The sequence below is a fragment of the Flavobacterium sp. TR2 genome, assembly GCF_025252405.1.
Lineage (GTDB): Bacteria > Bacteroidota > Bacteroidia > Flavobacteriales > Flavobacteriaceae > Flavobacterium.
Genome location: NZ_CP104307.1, coordinates 4,827,644 through 4,844,564 on the forward strand (window position 1 = coordinate 4,827,644; position 16,921 = coordinate 4,844,564).

Below are 16,921 nucleotides of genomic sequence, written 5' to 3' on the forward strand. Positions count from 1 at the left end.
AAACTAAATTGCTTACTAATTCAAAATACTATTTGATAGGGAAATACAAATTAAACTCTAGTAAATAAAAAGGGATCAGATTATTTTAATGGTTTGAAAACGACTTCCATAGCATCTGCTTTGTCTAGAAACGAATTTGCAAATTCCTGAATGTCTTTGGCTGTGATGCTTTTTACTATGGCAACATAATTTTTGGGATCATTCATATCGTAACCGTTCTCAAAATAATTATAAATCAAGTTCATGCTGTAACTGTTGAAGTTTTTGCTGTCTTCTCTCGATTTTAAATAGTTCGTTCTTGTTTTCTCAATATCTTCAGCGGCAATTTCTCCTTTTTTGATTTTATCGATTTCCTGATACACAATTGGCAGCAAATGCTCTACTTTATCGGCATCGCAGTCAAAAGTAATCTGAAGATTTGCTTTTGAAATCGGAAGTTTGTCCATGCTCGCTTTTACTCCTGCTCCATAAGTGCCGCCTTCTTTTTCGCGAAGGCTTTCCGTATAGCGCAGCGTCAGGACATCGCTTAAATAGGAAGCCAAAATTCTGTTTCTTTGAGAAAAAGCAAAGTCTTTTAAAAAGGCGATGCGGACAGAACTTTTTGGAGTTTCCATTTTGATGAAAATATCTCTGTCAATTTTATTTGATGTCCATTTCGGAATGTCTGTCTTGAATTTTTCTTTTCGTTTAATTCCGCTTATACTCGCAATATATTTTTCTAACAAAGGTTTTAGAACTTCTGGCGTAACATCTCCAACAATATAAAATTCGAAGTTTGAAACATCTGCAAAACGATCCAGATAAAAAGCTTTCATTTTATCAAAAGATAAATCGTCGATATATTTTTGATTGAATGGCTGTATTCTTGGGTTATTTTTTCCGTAAACCACAGCTGTTAAACTATCTTCCATTTTTGCATTGATATCATTTGCTCTGTTTTTAAGCGAATTTTCTAATCTTTGCTTTAACAGGGCATACATCTGATTATCAAATCTTGGCTGCACAAAACGCAGATGCACCAACTGCATCATTGTTTCGATATCCTTTACATTTGCCGAACCCGAAACTGTTTCTTTAAGCGAACTGATGCTTACAGATGAATTGGCAATTTTTCCTTTCAAAACTTTTTCCAAATCCACATTCGAAAGTTCGCCCACTCCAGACATCAAGGCCAAAGTTGTAGCGCGCCCAATTGATGGAAGATCTTGCGGCTCGTATAATGAAGTTCCGCCAAAACTTTCGGCTTTCAGCTCTACTTCTTTTTTGTTTTTATCGGCAAATTTATAATGCACTTTTACACCGTTGCTCAATACGAAAGTAGTCGCATCGATTGCCGTTTCTTTTTTCTCCGAAACAATTTTTCCTGAATTGATTTTCAGGTTTCCTAAAAGTGTTTTTCCTTCAAAAGTATCTACATAAGGCTGTAACGAGGCATCGTTTTCGGCTTTCTGAATAATATCAAAAGCTTTTTCCTGCGTTAAGTTGTTTTCGTTTTCTACACCGGTAACTGTTACCACACGATTTTGTGCTGTATATAACTTACTGATTTGCTCCTGAAGAATTTTAGTGTCAACATTTTTCAGAATGTTTTTTACCATTTCAAATTCTGCTTTAGGATCTGCAATAATTTCGTGACTTAGATAATCACCTTTTACCATTCCGATGACATCTTTATGCGAAATCTCATTTAATTTTTCCAGATAATTTTCGTAACCTGAAATCGTTTCTGTAACGGCTCTTTCGATTTCTCCTTTTGAAAAACCAAATTTATAGGCGCGAACCCATTCGTTCATAACTATTGCAAAAGCTTCGGCTTGTTTTTCTGGTTTTGGAGAAACGCCCAAAATCCAAATATCATTTAAACGAGTATAGTTTTGATATCCAACTGATGCGCCTTTAAAAGGACATTCCTGTTTCTGCGCCATTTCTCCCAAACGATTATTTAGGATAGAAAAAGCAAGGCTTCTTTGAGTAGATTTCTCTAATTCGGCATAAGTTCCTGTTGGTTTTTCTGAAACGTGGCGAATCATATAGCTAATATTTGAAGCCGAAATTTCTTTGTCTAAAGCCAGTTTGAAAATAGGCTCAACTCGTTCTGGAATAGCAATTTCAAAACGCTTTTTCGGATTTACCGGCGTCGGAATATCGGCAAAAAGCTTCTTGATTTTTGCTTCAATTTCGTCTGCATTTATGTCTCCCACAATTGCGATTGCCTGCAAATCTGGACGATACCAATCTTTATAAAAATCTTTTAAGACCTGATATTTAAAGTTTTTGATGATTTCCATATCGCCAATCGGCATACGGTCTGCATAAAGCGAGTTGTTGTAATAATAAGATGCTAACTGATTGTAAATTCTCGCTCTCGCATTTTGTCTTGTACGCCATTCTTCGGTGATTACACCGCGCTCTGCATCGATTTCTTCATTCGTCAGCGAAAGAAAATTTGACCAGTCGTGCAAAACCAATAAACAAGTATCTATAACTCCGCCATCTTTTGACGGAATATTGTCTAAGTTGTAAACGGTCTCGTCTGTGCTTGTGTAAGCGTTAATGTTTCTGCCGAAAACAGCTCCTTGCTTTTGAAGTGTGTTCAAGATTCCTTTGCCTTCAAAATGCTTGGTTCCGTTAAACGCCATATGCTCCAAAAAATGCGCGAGACCTTTCTGCTGATCGTTTTCTAAAATCGAACCGACGTTTTGGATGATGTAATAGCTTGCCGTATTTTTATTGACATCTGTCGGATAAATATAATACGTCATTCCGTTTGGCAGCACTCCTTTTTTTATTTTTTGGTTGACTGCAATCGGGTCGCTTGATTTAAAGTTTTGAGCTTGCGACAAGTTTATAAAACCAGTCAGAAGCAGAAGAACTACAGATATTTTTTTCATTTGTTTGATGTTTTAAATATTCTTAAACACATAGAAACATAGTTTAGCTACCTATAAAAAAGGCGTTTCACTTAATTCTAAAAAACATAGTCATTATGTGTAAAATCTTGATGCTAAAAAATATCTTTTCTACATTTTTTGATCTATGATTCTATGTGTTAAAATATTCTTATGTATTTATTTAGCTCTTCAATAATTTATCCAGCTGCACTCTCAATTCTGGATTTGACGGGCGAAGCGCATCTGCATTGATGATGTTTCCTTTTGTATCAAACAATAAAAATCTAGGAATCGCATTTACATCATAATTTTTCGCCACATCAGAACTAAAATCTTTGTCAGCCATTAACTGAATTCCCTTCAATTGTTCTTTGGTAACGTAATCTTTCCATTTTTGTGCATCTTTTGGTTTATCTAACGAAAGACTTACAAAAACAATATTTTTTCCGTGGTAATCTTCTTCGATTTTTTTCATGTGAGGAATCTCTGCTTTACATGGTCCGCACCAAGTTGCCCATAAATCGATGTATACAAATTTACCTTTAAAATCTGAAAAGGAAACCGGTTTGTTGTTTATGTCATTGTAGGTAAAATCTAATCCTTTCTGCCCTACACTTTTGTGCAATACTTTTTCATATTCCAATAAAAATGCTTTACTCGCATCAGAAATCATAAAAGGTTTAATGCTTGGCGCAATTTTTTCGTATTCTTCAATTTTCATTCTTGAAGTTGCCACTTCTTCACGAAGGTAAACATCTTTTAAGGCCGGATCTGTAATATGAGTAATTGATTCTGTTAAATCTAAACGTTTTGGTTTCTCACCACTATTGATGCTTACGTAGAAAAAATAATTTGTCATTAAAGAAACTCCATTCGCTAATTTTAGCAAATCTGGATCTGTAAACTTCTTGTCTGCCATCCAAGTTTTAATTACCGCTGGACGATCGTCTTTGTCAGGAAATGCGCTTCTTGGCATTCTAAAAAAAGTATAAGTCAATTCTTCAACATCTGTTGCTACAGCTAATTTTAATAGTTTATTGAAATTGGCATCTTTCGTTTTAATTGATTTTGAAAATTCATCTGCTTTGGCAATTCCTTTATCAATGAAGGGATAAAACTCTACATAGGTTACATTTTCGCCCAAACGTGCAAAAGGCGCAAATTCGTTGTAGATTTCGTTTGCTTTTTGCACCAAAGCATTTTGTCCGATGTTTTTGCCGCTTAAAACATAATTTGTTGGATTGACTGCTAAATTGATGTCCAATTTAGGTTCCAGATATAAACGAATTAACTGTTTTTTTCCTTTAAACTGTCCATAATCGACATAATAAAAGCCAGCAGCTGAAACTGGTGTCATAAAGCCAAATTCCCCCAGCGAATTGACTTTTGCGGTAGCAGCAACGGCTGGCTTTCCATCTTCGACATTGTAAAGCGTAACTTCTTTTGCTTTGAAATCTGGAATTGAAATTGTTCCTCTAATTACTGCATATTCAGAAAGATTGGCAGCAAAACTCATTTGAACCGTGATAAAGGTTAAAATGAAATAAAAAATGTTTTTTTTCATAGTTTCTCTGTTTTTTGGTTGATAGTTTTAAATTGAAATTCTCATAGATTGATCACCTTGCTCGATGATAAAATCTTTACTTTCTTTGGTTTGTTTGAGTTTTTTAAGATTTTCAGGATTCAGTAAATCTTTGGCTTCAAAGTCATTGATTTGAGTGACTTTTGCCTCAGTTTTGACATTTTTCAACTCTGCATTTTCCTGATCGATAATTTTCTTTACGAGAAGATTCTGTTTTTCGTCAAACTCCAAAATAAGTCCGCTTAAATAGAAAGAAGAAGCTTTTTTGAAATTTTTGTTAGGCTCGAGATACACTGTTTTATGCAGTAAATCGATGGTAAAATTGAATCGTCTGATTAAATCAATTCCTAGAGATCCGTCGGCGAAAGCCCAGTTTTTATTGGCCTCATCGTATTCCTGCACTGCAATTGTTACGTTTGGGAAGTTGTTTCCGTTAATGGCAACATTTGGAATAGCGCCTCCAACAATTTTGGTTTGTTTTCCTAAACTGAAATTAGTCGAGCTATACTCGGTTTTTAGGCTTGCTTCGAGATTGTTTTTATGATTGAAAGGTCCGTAAGCAATAAGATCGTAACCTGCTCCAGTATCAAAAGTGAAACTGCCTTCGACTGTTTTTTTATCTTCAAAAGTCAGATTCATTTTTACTACCGGAAGTCCCGATTTATAGTCAAAAACCAATGGCTTTGCTTTTCCCCAGTAATTAAAATTTCCAAAATTGTACAAGTCGATCGTCATGGTATCAAAATTGACTGAGGTAATATAATTTCGAAGCAGGTTTGCACCAAACAATCCGTCGTAAACACCATGTTTCGGAAAAATAACCAAGCCTTGATTTTTCAGAACCTGATCGCCAATATAAATGGTATTATCCGCAGAATACTGCACTTGCTGGCTCCCGCCAACTACAGACGCCGATTTGGTTTTGGTCACTACAACTCCGGCTTTGTATGCGCTGTCTGGATTGAGCGCCATTCCGTCTGCGCCTGTATCAAAAAGCATTAAAAACTCGCGATCTGCTTTATTCAGTTTTATTTTAATGGCGATTCCGTTTTCGATAATTTCAAACGGAATGCTTGCTACTTGTTTTACTTGCGCGTGTCGGTCAACTTTATACAAAGAATCGAAAAAAGTTACATACAGCATTTTATTTTCAGAATTGAAAACAATTTGAGACGGCTTTTTTTCTTTTCCGTTAAAACAAAAATCAACCAAGACAAAAGTTTCATTTTTAAGCACCGCAGATTTCCCAATCTGAATCGAATCTAAAGCTGGAAATGCTTTGAAAATACTATTCAGATAAAATTCGTTTGAAGAAGAATCTCCAACGCCAACGGTAAACTGCGGCGCCAGAAGATCTTTCATTTCAGCGTAATTTTTGTTCTGAAAAGCTTTTTCGAAAGTTTTAATAGATTTCTGGATGCTGGTTTGAGCCTGAATTGCACAGCCAAAAATCAGTATTAAAAAGAATGCTATCTTTTTCATTTCGAATTATTTTTGCGCAGCATTTGGTTTCACTACAACTTTTTCAACCCCAAAATCTTTCAATAAAATGCCTGAATATTTGGTAAATTCTTCTGGCGTATAAAGTTCTTTCGAGTCATTTACCAATTCTGTAAATCCTTTTAAATCGTTCTTTTTTTCGAACTCTTTTTTCTTGCGCTGCAAAATGCCAAATACATGAGTTGTCACATTCCATGTCCCGTAATCTTTCGCTAATTTTTTACTTGCAAAAAGAAATGGGTCATCATATTGCTTGCCCACTCTTAAACCTGTAATGATCACAAAAGAAATTTCGTCAGAAACATTTGGAGATTTTAAATACGTATCTATAACATCGAAAGGAACATTTCTTTTTCCGTTTAAATATGCTTCCTTGTAAAAATCAGGATAATCTTTTTCTTGAATTTCTGTACTATACTTTTTAAAAATTCCTTTTTTAGCCGCTTCTTTAGCATTTTGAAGCAGGGCAGTAAATTGCTCTACATCATGAAAACCACCTGCAATGTCAATTATTTTTCCATCAGAATTCATCAATAAAAAAGTCGGAAATCCGGTAACGCCATATTTCATGCATAACTTTTTACCGATTTCTTCTTTTAAAATATCCGATTTGAAAGTGACAAAATCGGCGTTTAAAACTGCTGTTACTTTCGGGTCTGGAAATACTTCTTTGTCCATTTGCGCGCATGGCATACAGCCTGTGAAATACAGATCGACAAAGATTAACTTTTTCTCTGTTTGCGCCTGTTTTTTGGTTTTTTCCCAACTTTCTTGAGTGGATTGCGCTTGTGCTTTTAAGGCAATAGATGGACAGGCAAGCAGCAAAACTGCGCTTGCGATTCTAATAAATCGTTTCATAAAATGTGGTTATTTAGCCGAATGAATTTTACGAATCCATTCGGCTTTGATTTAACAATTTTTAATTATCTCGCTCGGTAAGCAACATCAACAATTTTGCACAAACCAGAGTAGCTATAGTCAAGCACCAAATCTCCGTTTACAGGAGGAACAGTATATAATTCTAATTTGCCCGTTGTACCGTAACTTCCAACAATTAATTTTTTATTGTATAATTTATTGGCTCTTAAATTGCAATCGATATACGTGATTTCTTCGCTGCCTTTATCCAGCATTAATTTTGCAGATCGAGTTCCGTTATCATATTCGTACAGTTTTCCTCCAACTGCATAAAACAGGTAGCCAGAATCTGGGCTTACGGCAAATTTTGTGGCTTTGTCAAAATCTGGCGCATTTAATATTTCTTTGTAATACACTTGCGCCAAAGCTTTACTGAAACGAAGCAGGTGGTATTTTCCAGTAATTGTGCTCTTCAGAACCGCAAAATTCTCATTTTGATTGAACCCCGAAGTAGTCATGTAAACCAAGTCGGCGTGAGTATCATTCCAATCTAAAGAGTTATCTGAGGCCGCAACAGGAGGCATTGGCGAACAAGTTCCTTTTGAGGTCGTGTATCTTACAAAACGTCTCGCATTCTGATCATAAAAAACAGGCGTACCAAGCGAACCTCCGTTCTCTGCTATAAATGGTGCTGCGTAAAAAGTTTTGGTTTCAGATTCTAATTTATTTTGAGGCAACCCATATTTTACCTGCAATACTCTGTAGAAATAGTAAATATCTCCTTTACTGTAAATTAGATTTTCTCCAAATCCAGTAGATTTCATAAAATCGACTCCAAAATTTGTAGGCAGCGATCCTCCTACAGTTTCATATGCCAAATTTTGGCTTAATGTCCATCCGAAAGAATCTGGATCTAATCTGGCAGTTCCGTTTTCTGTTGTGGTTACATAAACTCCATAAATTAAAGGAGAAGATATAGGCTGGTTAAAACATTCTACATCTACCGCTTTTCCTGTTAACTTAAGGCTTGAGCCCGTCGCGTCTAGTACATCTGTAATAATACGAGGGGTTTCTATACCTGGAAGCATAGATATCATATCCAAACGCGGCTTTCCGTTTACATCTCCAATAACCAACCAACCTTCATAAATGGAAGAAACCACGTTTAAGGTAAAAGGTGTATGCTGCCAAGTCACACCAGTAACTTTGTCTTTTACAAAATAATAAACTAAATATTTGGCTGGCGGAAGCTTTAATTCTGCATCAAAATTTTTGTCTGTGCCAATAACCGTTTTAGACTCCATCACCAATTTTGCGGTATTAACGGCTGCCCATTCGTAGGTGTAACGGTCAGGATCGCTATTGTCATCCTGAGTCAGATTCAAATCTGGCTTAATGGTAAGTTTCTCTCCTGTATAAGCGGTGTATGATTCTAGAATTCCGGTTGCATGAACTTCGTTGATTTCGCTATAGTCATAATTTCCTTCATCATCTGCACAGCTGTAAACCAAAACAAGCAATGCCGAAAGCACTAAATGAATTTTTATATTTTTTAACATCATGTTATATTTTTTAGTTTAAATAAATGCGTTTTAAGGAAAGATCATTTCTTTTCCATCTTCTTCATAAATAATATTGCCTTGTGCTTTTTGATCTGCCAGATAGCGCTTCATAAAGTTTTGATAATATTGAATATCTGGAATTGACAATCCTGTCGATCCAAGTTTCTGATTAAACATACTCGGATCTAAATGCATTAAATCGCACATTAAGAAAAATTTCTTTGCTGTAAAAACCCCTAAAAAACCAGCAAACCATCCTGGAGGCTGCGACAGTTTATCATCAAATGTCAGCTTATAAGAAATATGGCTCATGGTTTTGCCCGTAAGCGAATTGATTACTTTACTTTTCATATTAGTGGTAAACGATTCGTTTTCTTCCAAATTCAAAATCAGTAAAAATGAATTTGTCTTCATATCAGCAGTTCTATACACCTTTACGTCGATCGTATCTACGGCTTTGCCTGCGTGCATGACAATATTATCTGGAAGCTTAAAATGCGTGCCTGCTATGGCAGTGCTTTTTGGATCAATTACAACTTTTACTTTTCTGTCAGCATCAGTTACTTTTCCTTGCACCCGAATTGGAATTTTGTAAATGCGGTCTACAATTGCGGGTTTGTCTAACGCAAAACTAAATCCTGTACTATCTGTGGTTATCAATGATCCGTTTACTGGAATTGTAAAAACAGATGGCGAAAAGTAAATATTATCGGTATCGTGATAGGTATCAATTTCATCTTGGTTGCATGAAGTAAATCCTAAAAAGAATAAAAATGCAAAGCTTAAAATCACTATTTTTTTCATGTTCATCTTTTTAAATTATTGAAAATTGATTTCGGCATCTGGCAAAGGCACCACGTATTGAAGTGCTCCCATCGTTATGTTTCCTGAAGCCGCAGAACCATTAGGAATTGCTGTCGTATTATTTCTTTTGTAGTAAAAGAACAGTTGTCCCTCGCCCATAAATTCTTTTCTGTACTCTTTTGTTATTTCTGTTGCCAAAACTGCTGTAGAGGCTAGATTTGTCAAACCTCTGTTATAGCGAAGTGTATTCAATAAAGCAATTCCATCTGCTGCTACTGGTGCAGTTTCTGCAGCGATTAAATACATTTCTGAAAGTTTGAACATCGGAATCTGCATACGAAAAGTCATTCGAGTATCTGGCACATCTGCGTATTTAAAAAATGTTTTCTGCGTTTTTCCTCCCACCACAGGGATTTTCCAACTCGGCAAACTTCTGTAATCATTATCATTCGATTCAAAAACAGCAGTTAATCTGTTCAATAATGGAGCATAAATCATCGGATCTGCCAATTTAGAATCAAACAGGTCTTCTTGTGTTTTATACAAAGTGTAATCGCTTAAAGCAAAGAAGTTTTCTGAAGAAAAAATTCTGTCTGGATTTGCAGCATTGGTAGCATCCAAAAATGGAGTCCAAGGGAAAAACGGAGTCGATTTTGTAAAAGCTATCACTTCGTTTGCTGCGGCCGCTGCTCCCGTTTTATCTCCCGCGTACAAAAGTACACGCGCTTTTAAACATTTTACAGCAAGATAATTCATTCTCATGCCTCTATTTTGAGAATAATAAGGGTTTGAATCGTAAGCTGTCGTGGCTTTGTATTTTCCAGACGTTTGGATTGGATCTTTTTCTAAAAGCACCAAAGCTCTATCAATATCTGCTAATATCTTGCTCATGGCATCTTTTGCCGACAGGATTGGATTATTTGCAGTCACAGGCGCATCATAATACGGTATTGCAGGCATTGAAGGATCTACTTTGTAAATTGGTCCAAATAATCTTAGCATATCAAAATGCAGCATAGCGCGTATTGCGATTGTTTCTCCTTTTAAAAGATCAGCCTTTTCTTGAGAGACAATTCCCTTATGTTCGTCCAAACTTTCCAGAAATTTATTGGCAGATAAAACTGTGGTAAAAGCTTTTTGCCAAACTTTTGTAAAAACGTCTTTTGGATTGGCTTCTGCATAAGCATAAATAGCCATTTTCCCTTTGGTATGCGAAGCCGGCATATTGTACTGCTGTCCCAAAATATCTACGGCATCCATTGTAAGCTGTCTGCCATAAAGGTCGTCAGATGCGAGCATTAGGTAAAGTCCGTTATGCACGTTCTGCATTCCGGCTTCATTTTCAAATATCTGAGATTCTAAAATTTTATCTTTTGGCACCACATCCAAGAAATTGCTGCAGCTTACCGCCGAAAACGCCATCAGGATTGATAATGCAATTTTATTTAAATACTGATTCATACTAAGTGGTATTAAAATGTTACGTTTAGACTTAAAGAAAAGATTCTTGAAAAAGGATAATTAATTCCTCTCTCGGCTTTTATGGTCGAAACTTTGAAAAAATCATTGGCATATGCATTTATCCCTAATCCAGCCATACCCGATTTGCTAAGCCATTCTCTGTTGGTCACTCGGTATCCTATACGAAGAGATTCTCCAGCTAAATAGTCGTCTTTTTGAATGAAACGGGAAGAAATAGGAGTTACGCTCGTCATACTAATAGCCTTGAATTGAGCCATTTGTCCTGGTGTCGTCCATCGATCAGAAAATGCTCTTGCATCCTGATTGTCAAAAACATTGTCTGAAGTAATGTTTTCAACTTTGTTATACAGTGCCGTATTAAATCTATCTGCACCAAAACTGTAACGGATGAAGACTCCAAAATTAAAGTTCTTGTAGTTAAAAGTTGTTGAAACCACTCCTGTAGCAATTTCTCTAGAATTCCCCGTTACCACCTCGTCTTTTTTGTCTAAAACAAAAGTGCGTTCTCCATTTTTCTTCAAGAAAACTTCTCTTCCTGTTGCAGGATCAATTCCTAATGAAGGTACAGCCCAAAGGTCATTTGTACTTGCTCCATCGTAAAATCTTGTTAGACTGGTTGTTTTTTTAGCAGCATCATTTAAAGAAGCCAATGCGTTATTAAAACCTCCCAATTGATTTTCATTTGTAGTCGCTGTTACTCCAATGCCCCAAATGATGTTTTGCTTAAAATTATTAATGATATTGTAATTTGCTTTTAGCTCTAAACCGCGTGTTGTGATGTAACCTACGTTTAACGGATAAGCAGTTACCCCTGTAGAAGCCGCAAGATCTATGGCAACAATTTGCGGCGAAGTCTGACGCTTATAAGCTCCCAAAGTCATCGTAAGTCTGTTTCTAAACATAGCCAGATCTAATCCTAGAGATAAATCTTCAGTTTTTTGAGGCTCCAAATCGGCATTTGATAATTGCACAATGTTTAATCCTGCGCCAAAAATATTTGTGTTAGGATCGTATGCATAAATATCATGCGATGCATATCCAACTAGATTTTGATTTCCTGTTTGTCCAAAATTGGCGCGAACTTTAAAAATATTGACAATGTCTTCGTTCATTTTAAACTCATTGTTGATGTTCCATCCCACACCAACACCCCAATACGGTGAGTATTTTTTATTTGTTCCAAAGTTTGTAGCTCCAGAAATGGTCTGAGTAAAATCAAACAAATACTTTCTGTTGTAAGCATAATTCACCTGGTTAGTCAAATCGACGCTTCGCACTAGTTCATTATCTACATACGGCTGAGAATTTTTTTCAAATCCAAAAGCAAAAGATGGATCGCCAGGAACCCCTAACGGAAATCCTCTTAAAGTTGAGCCATAAGCATTATAATTGGTCTCGTATGCCGAAGCTCGCATGGTATAGTTTACAGAGTGGACATTATTGAAAACATTTGAATAGGTGCCTCCAATATTTGCGTTCCATTTATTGGTCAGGTAATCTCTTCTTCTATATCGCCCTTTCTCAGATGGAATATCATTGATATACTGCGTATCATCTGGCGAAATAAATGCTATTCTCTGTTTGTCATTTCTTGTAACAGAAATGGCCGCAGTTGTTTTGATATGAGGGTTTACATCATAATTAATTGCAAAGTTGTTTGTAAAATTAAATTCGCCAGTTTTATCATAACTATTTAATTTAACATTGTACAACGGATTTGCCGGCTGATTAATAACCAATTCGCTTGGTGACAGCGGCAGTGAAGAACCGTCTAAATAACGTGTTGCCACTCCATTTTCATTATATTTCTCGTAGTAAGGACTCACTTTTGCCCAAGTAGCAAAATCACCATAAGGAGATTCCTGATTGTCAGCTCCTGCAACAAATAAATTATTATTGATGCTTAATCTTTTTCGTTTGTAGGTTACGTTCACATTATACCCCCAAGTATTGTGCTCAGAACCTTTCATGGTTCCCGAAACCGCTTTGTAATTTCCGGCCAAATTAAATCGAAGTTCTTCAGACCCTCCACCAATGGTCAAACTGTGTCCAGATGTTAACCCCATCTGAATCGGTTCGTTAAGCCAATACGTATTTACGCCACGACGCACCGCAGCCAAACGCTGGTTATAAACTTCATCCCATTTATAAACGGTTGGCAAAGGAGTTCCTACATTAGGAATATAGGCTCCCGAAATTCTTTCGAATTCTAGTTTTTGCTCCGCATTCATTAAATTATAAACGCTCAAATCTGCTAACTCGTAAGAAGAATTATAAACATAAGAAAGCTGCAATTTTCCTGGAATTGGTTTATTGGTTTCCACAACCACAACTCCATTTGCCGAACGTGAACCGTATAATGCCGTAGAAGCCGCATCTTTAAGCAAAGTAACGCTCGCAATTCTATTAATATCTAAATCGACAATCTGCTGTAGCGTAGTTGGAAATCCATCCAAAATAAACAGCGGCTGGTTTGGGTCTTCTTTAAATTGATCGTCTACCTGATTCACAGATAAACTCGTCTGTCCTCTCACCTCGATCACAGGCAGCACATTCGGATTAGAGCCTGCAATATTATTACTCAAAACAATAAAAGAAGGATCTAAAGTTTTTAAAGCCTGAACGACATTTTGTGTCGAAATCTGTCTTAATTCTTCACCTCTAAAAGTTGAAACTGCTCCAGTAATCAATTCTTTTTTACGAACAGTAACTCCGGTATTAACCACAACGCCCTCCAATTCGTTTCTCTGTTCAACTAGTTTAACGTTAATTACTTTTCTTTTATTAACATCCACAATTTGTGCTTTGTGTCCGATATAAGTAAACAAAATCTGTCCGTCTTCTGGAGCCATTATGGTAAACTTTCCATCAAAATCGGTTTGAGTGGCTGCGCCTGTACCTTTTACTTTTATATTTACTCCAGGAATAGGATCTCCCTTATCATTTGTAACAATACCTTTAATTTCAATTAATTTTGACTGAAAAACTACTGCATTCTCTTTTGGCAGTTTTCGAACTAAAATGGTATTTCCGTTTGACAAACTAAAATCAAAATCTTTATCAGGAAAACTCGCCGCCAATAAATCATTCACTTTAATTTTTCCTTTTTTTAAATGTACTTTAGGTAAATTTTTAAATAAATCTTCCTGATAAATAAAGGTATAGCTGGTTTGTTTTTTTATAATGTCAAAAACTTCGTCAACAGATACTGTTTTATCAGCTGCAATTACAACTTTCGTGTTTTGTGAAAATAGATTTACGGGAGAAAAACCAAAAATTGTAGTACAAAACAAGAAGATAAAAGTTCTCATAATGTTAATAATTAGCCGCTTTCTAAAATAGAAATAGGCACTGGTTAATTTAAATTTCATAAATTTACATGTTAATTGGTTGGTTGGTTAATAAAACTGACTTACTGGTTAATACACAGAAAGGGATAAAGCGCAGTACGGTGAGAGGTCTAAACTTTAATCCCTTTTCTTTTTTATTTGATTATAATTTTATTGTCTTTTTTCTCATAGGCATTAATAAAATTGATATTCTTGATCGTGGTTAATATGTCTTCTAATTTTTGATTTTTGTTTAAAACCCCATTAAACTTGACATTGCCAAGCGCTGGATCTGCAAACACGATATCTACATCATACCATCTTGACAATACTTTTGCAATATCTTTTAGAGGCATTCCTTTGAATACGAACAATCCTTTTCTCCAAGAAATTTCATTGTAAACATCGACTTCAGAAACACTGATACTTCCATTGTACTCTGTTATTTTAGACTGCTGGCTTGGAGTTAAAATTTGCTTTTTGGCGGCATTGCTTACAGCAACAACACCTTCTACCAAAGTGGTATAAATTGCGGTTTCGTCTCTATAGGCCTTAATATTAAATTCGGTTCCGATAACTTCAACATTCTGTTCTTGAGTTTTAACCTTAAATCTTGAGCCTTTATGTTTGGTGCTTGGCGATACTTCAAAATAAGCTTCACCATAAACCAGTTCTACTTGTCTGGTTTGCCCATCAACAAAAGCAACAGGATATTTCAATTGCGATTCTGAATTCAGCCAAACCTTGGTGCTGTCTGCCAGCTGCACAAAAAACTGTCCTCCTCTCGGAATCGTTAGAAGGTTATTGGCAATCGCCGCAGATTTTCCATTCGAATTGTAAACCAATTTTTCTCCGTTGCTAGATGCATTACCTTTTGTGTACGATTTTCCTTTTTCTAATGCAATTACAGAACCGTCTTCTAGAGTCAGAGTCGCTTTATCACTTCCGATTAAGATTTCTTTGTGCGCCACTTGCGGTGTTTCAATCTTAAGCGGATTTGTTTTGCTTATTATTAACGAAATTGAAATCAGCAATAATAATGATGCCGCCATGGCAATCAATTTGAAAGATGTTTTGGTATAAAATGGCTGAATTGATATGATTTTAGATTCTTCAGATTGAATGGCGTTCTGAAGGCGGGCTCTCATCCTAAACTCCAATTCGTCTTTAGAACCCAAAGCCTCGTCCCAATCCTGATCGGTCTGAAAACTTTCGTAATAATTCAATAATTTATTATTCTCCTCGAGATTGGTATCACCGGAAAGATATCTATTTAATAACAGTAAGAAATCCTCTTTTTTCATTTTTTATTGTATTATTTCGGGAGTATATGAGATAAGTAACCAAAAAGGAATATACCCCCTAGTCCAAATTGTATTTTTTTTGATTTTTTTTGAAAAAGAATTAAAAAAGAAGAAAAACCACACATCATCAATCCAACCGCTGCATTTTTATTTTCGCTAAAAAATATTTTTTGAAAGCCATAAAATCATCGCCATACTCATGCTTTCTCCCATCGAAAATCGTATGGTATGCAGTGCTTTGGTAATATGGTTTTCGACTGTTTTTGTAGAAATATTAAGCCGTTCGGCAATTTCTTTATGACTCAACTGTTCTTCACGACTTAGTTTATATACAGCTTGACATTTTTCAGGAAGCGATTCAATTATTAAATTCAGCTGCTGCACAAGCTCGTCGTGCATTAACTGTGTCTCTGGAGTAGTGGACAAAAAACGCTTTTCTAAATCATCAAAAAGTTCGACATGAACTTTGTCTTTATTTTTTCTTAAATGGTTAAAAACCTGATATCTGGCACAGGCATACATATACCCTTTTAACGAAATATGAATTTCGATTTTTTCTCGATTATGCCAGATATTCATGAAAATATCCTGAATTATGTCTTCGCACAATTCTTTGTCTTTAATCACATTGTAAGCAGACATAAAAAGCGCCTGCCAAAATTTATTGTACAATTCTGTCAATGCCAATTCATCGCCGCCGCGAAGACGATCGATTAAAATCTGATCCTGATTTAAGATGGAATTTGGCAATGGATGGCTGTTTATGGAGATTGAATAATTCGTAACAAACTTAATAAATTCCGTTAATAATCCTAATTTACCCTTAACCTCAGAGACTTGCACTTACAATAAATTTTAATTTTAACAGTACCTTAACTTTAAAGAAATTCTAATTTCGTCCATAAAATCAGTTAGTTTTTTAAACATAAGTAAGATTCACAATAAAAATTAAATGAATTTTTCAAAATCCTAAATACAAATTCGTGTTACGTTAAAATTGTATTTTTATTAAATTTCAAAAAAATACCGTAGCCAATTTCTTTAAATCTAAAATTGAGCTTTTTCAGGCTGTATTTTTTAACTCAAAATTTCTTAAATAAAAAAATTGCTTTTTCTTCTTTTCTTATCTTAAGTCAAGGTCTTAACTTTTTCATAGCCATTACTTTTGAGAATTATTAACCTAAAACTCAAAATACATTTTTATGAAATCATCAATCTATCTTAAAATTTTACTTTTTATTGTCGGCCTTATTGGTTTTTCGATTGGGATTGCGCTTTTATTTTTTCCGATTACTTTTGAAGCTTCGGCAGGTATTTATCTTAACGAAAATGATTTTAGTTTGTTGAGCGAAATTCGTTCTTCGGGCGGAACGCTGATTGTATTTGGAATTGTAATTGTTACCGGAGCATTCAAATCTTCATTTGCAAAAATTTCTCTGCAAACGGCAATTTTACTGTATTTCGCTTACGGATTTTCTCGCTTATATGCCATAATTGTTGATGGAATTCCGAGTCCAACAATTCTAAATGCGGCGATTTCAGAAATTGCGATCGGAGTTATTTGCACTGGATTTTATTTTAAATATAAAAGCGAACTCGGATAAAACTG

The 16,921-nt window shown here is 35.5% G+C and carries 11 protein-coding genes; 1 reads left to right on the forward strand and 10 read right to left on the reverse strand.

What is annotated here, in order from left to right:
- Positions 1-80 precede the first annotated feature (80 nt).
- The 10 genes from N4T20_RS20495 to N4T20_RS20540 all read right to left on the reverse strand — a co-directional run bounded on the left by N4T20_RS20495 (position 81) and on the right by N4T20_RS20540 (position 16,155).
- On the reverse strand, positions 81-2,891 hold the full coding sequence (locus N4T20_RS20495) for a M16 family metallopeptidase (RefSeq protein ID WP_260670915.1): 2,811 nt from the start codon (positions 2,889-2,891) through the stop codon (positions 81-83).
- 181 nt (positions 2,892-3,072) lie between these two features.
- On the reverse strand, positions 3,073-4,455 hold the full coding sequence (locus tag N4T20_RS20500; protein ID WP_260670916.1) for a TlpA disulfide reductase family protein: 1,383 nt from the start codon (positions 4,453-4,455) through the stop codon (positions 3,073-3,075).
- A gap of 27 nt (positions 4,456-4,482) precedes the next feature.
- Entirely contained in the window at positions 4,483-5,955 is a 1,473-nt protein-coding gene (locus tag N4T20_RS20505; RefSeq protein ID WP_260670917.1) for a retropepsin-like aspartic protease, read from the reverse strand.
- A 6-nt stretch (positions 5,956-5,961) separates the two neighbouring features.
- A complete protein-coding gene (locus tag N4T20_RS20510; protein ID WP_260670918.1) occupies positions 5,962-6,831 on the reverse strand; it encodes a thioredoxin family protein in 870 nt (289 codons plus the stop codon).
- Positions 6,832-6,896: 65 nt separating this feature from the next.
- A complete protein-coding gene (locus N4T20_RS20515; RefSeq protein WP_260670919.1) occupies positions 6,897-8,393 on the reverse strand; it encodes a PKD-like family lipoprotein in 1,497 nt (498 codons plus the stop codon).
- 30 nt (positions 8,394-8,423) lie between these two features.
- Positions 8,424-9,197, reverse strand: coding sequence for a DUF4843 domain-containing protein (locus N4T20_RS20520; RefSeq protein ID WP_260670920.1), 774 nt, complete (start codon positions 9,195-9,197; stop codon positions 8,424-8,426).
- Positions 9,198-9,212: 15 nt separating this feature from the next.
- Positions 9,213-10,658: a RagB/SusD family nutrient uptake outer membrane protein gene (locus N4T20_RS20525; protein WP_260670921.1), complete on the reverse strand. Its 1,446-nt coding sequence runs from the start codon at positions 10,656-10,658 to the stop codon at positions 9,213-9,215.
- Positions 10,659-10,669: 11 nt separating this feature from the next.
- The gene (locus N4T20_RS20530) at positions 10,670-13,990 is read right to left on the reverse strand and encodes a SusC/RagA family TonB-linked outer membrane protein (protein ID WP_260670922.1); all 3,321 of its coding nucleotides are present in this window, start codon (positions 13,988-13,990) and stop codon (positions 10,670-10,672) included.
- Between the two features lie 173 nt (positions 13,991-14,163).
- Positions 14,164-15,312, reverse strand: coding sequence for a FecR family protein (locus N4T20_RS20535; protein WP_260670923.1), 1,149 nt, complete (start codon positions 15,310-15,312; stop codon positions 14,164-14,166).
- A 156-nt stretch (positions 15,313-15,468) separates the two neighbouring features.
- Positions 15,469-16,155 carry an RNA polymerase sigma factor gene (locus tag N4T20_RS20540; RefSeq protein ID WP_260670924.1) on the reverse strand — a complete coding sequence of 229 codons (687 nt, stop codon included), beginning with the start codon at positions 16,153-16,155 and terminating at the stop codon, positions 15,469-15,471.
- A 359-nt stretch (positions 16,156-16,514) separates the two neighbouring features.
- Between N4T20_RS20540 and N4T20_RS20545 the strand changes: the two genes are divergently transcribed.
- Positions 16,515-16,916, forward strand: a complete 402-nt coding sequence (locus tag N4T20_RS20545; RefSeq protein ID WP_260670925.1) for a DUF4345 domain-containing protein — start codon at positions 16,515-16,517, stop codon at positions 16,914-16,916.
- Positions 16,917-16,921 lie beyond the last annotated feature (5 nt).

Bases quoted from the DNA above. Each gene is read 5' to 3' on its own strand.
- N4T20_RS20495 (WP_260670915.1), bottom strand. From the start codon at position 2,891: ATGAAAAAAATATCTGTAGTTCTTCTGCTTCTGACTGGTTTTATAAAC.
- N4T20_RS20520 (WP_260670920.1), bottom strand. From the start codon at position 9,197: ATGAAAAAAATAGTGATTTTAAGCTTTGCATTTTTATTCTTTTTAGGA.
- N4T20_RS20530 (WP_260670922.1), bottom strand. From the start codon at position 13,990: ATGAGAACTTTTATCTTCTTGTTTTGTACTACAATTTTTGGTTTTTCT.
- N4T20_RS20525 (WP_260670921.1), bottom strand. From the start codon at position 10,658: ATGAATCAGTATTTAAATAAAATTGCATTATCAATCCTGATGGCGTTT.
- N4T20_RS20500 (WP_260670916.1), bottom strand. From the start codon at position 4,455: ATGAAAAAAAACATTTTTTATTTCATTTTAACCTTTATCACGGTTCAA.
- N4T20_RS20545 (WP_260670925.1), top strand. From the start codon at position 16,515: ATGAAATCATCAATCTATCTTAAAATTTTACTTTTTATTGTCGGCCTT.
- N4T20_RS20515 (WP_260670919.1), bottom strand. From the start codon at position 8,393: ATGATGTTAAAAAATATAAAAATTCATTTAGTGCTTTCGGCATTGCTT.
- N4T20_RS20505 (WP_260670917.1), bottom strand. From the start codon at position 5,955: ATGAAAAAGATAGCATTCTTTTTAATACTGATTTTTGGCTGTGCAATT.
- N4T20_RS20510 (WP_260670918.1), bottom strand. From the start codon at position 6,831: ATGAAACGATTTATTAGAATCGCAAGCGCAGTTTTGCTGCTTGCCTGT.
- N4T20_RS20535 (WP_260670923.1), bottom strand. From the start codon at position 15,312: ATGAAAAAAGAGGATTTCTTACTGTTATTAAATAGATATCTTTCCGGT.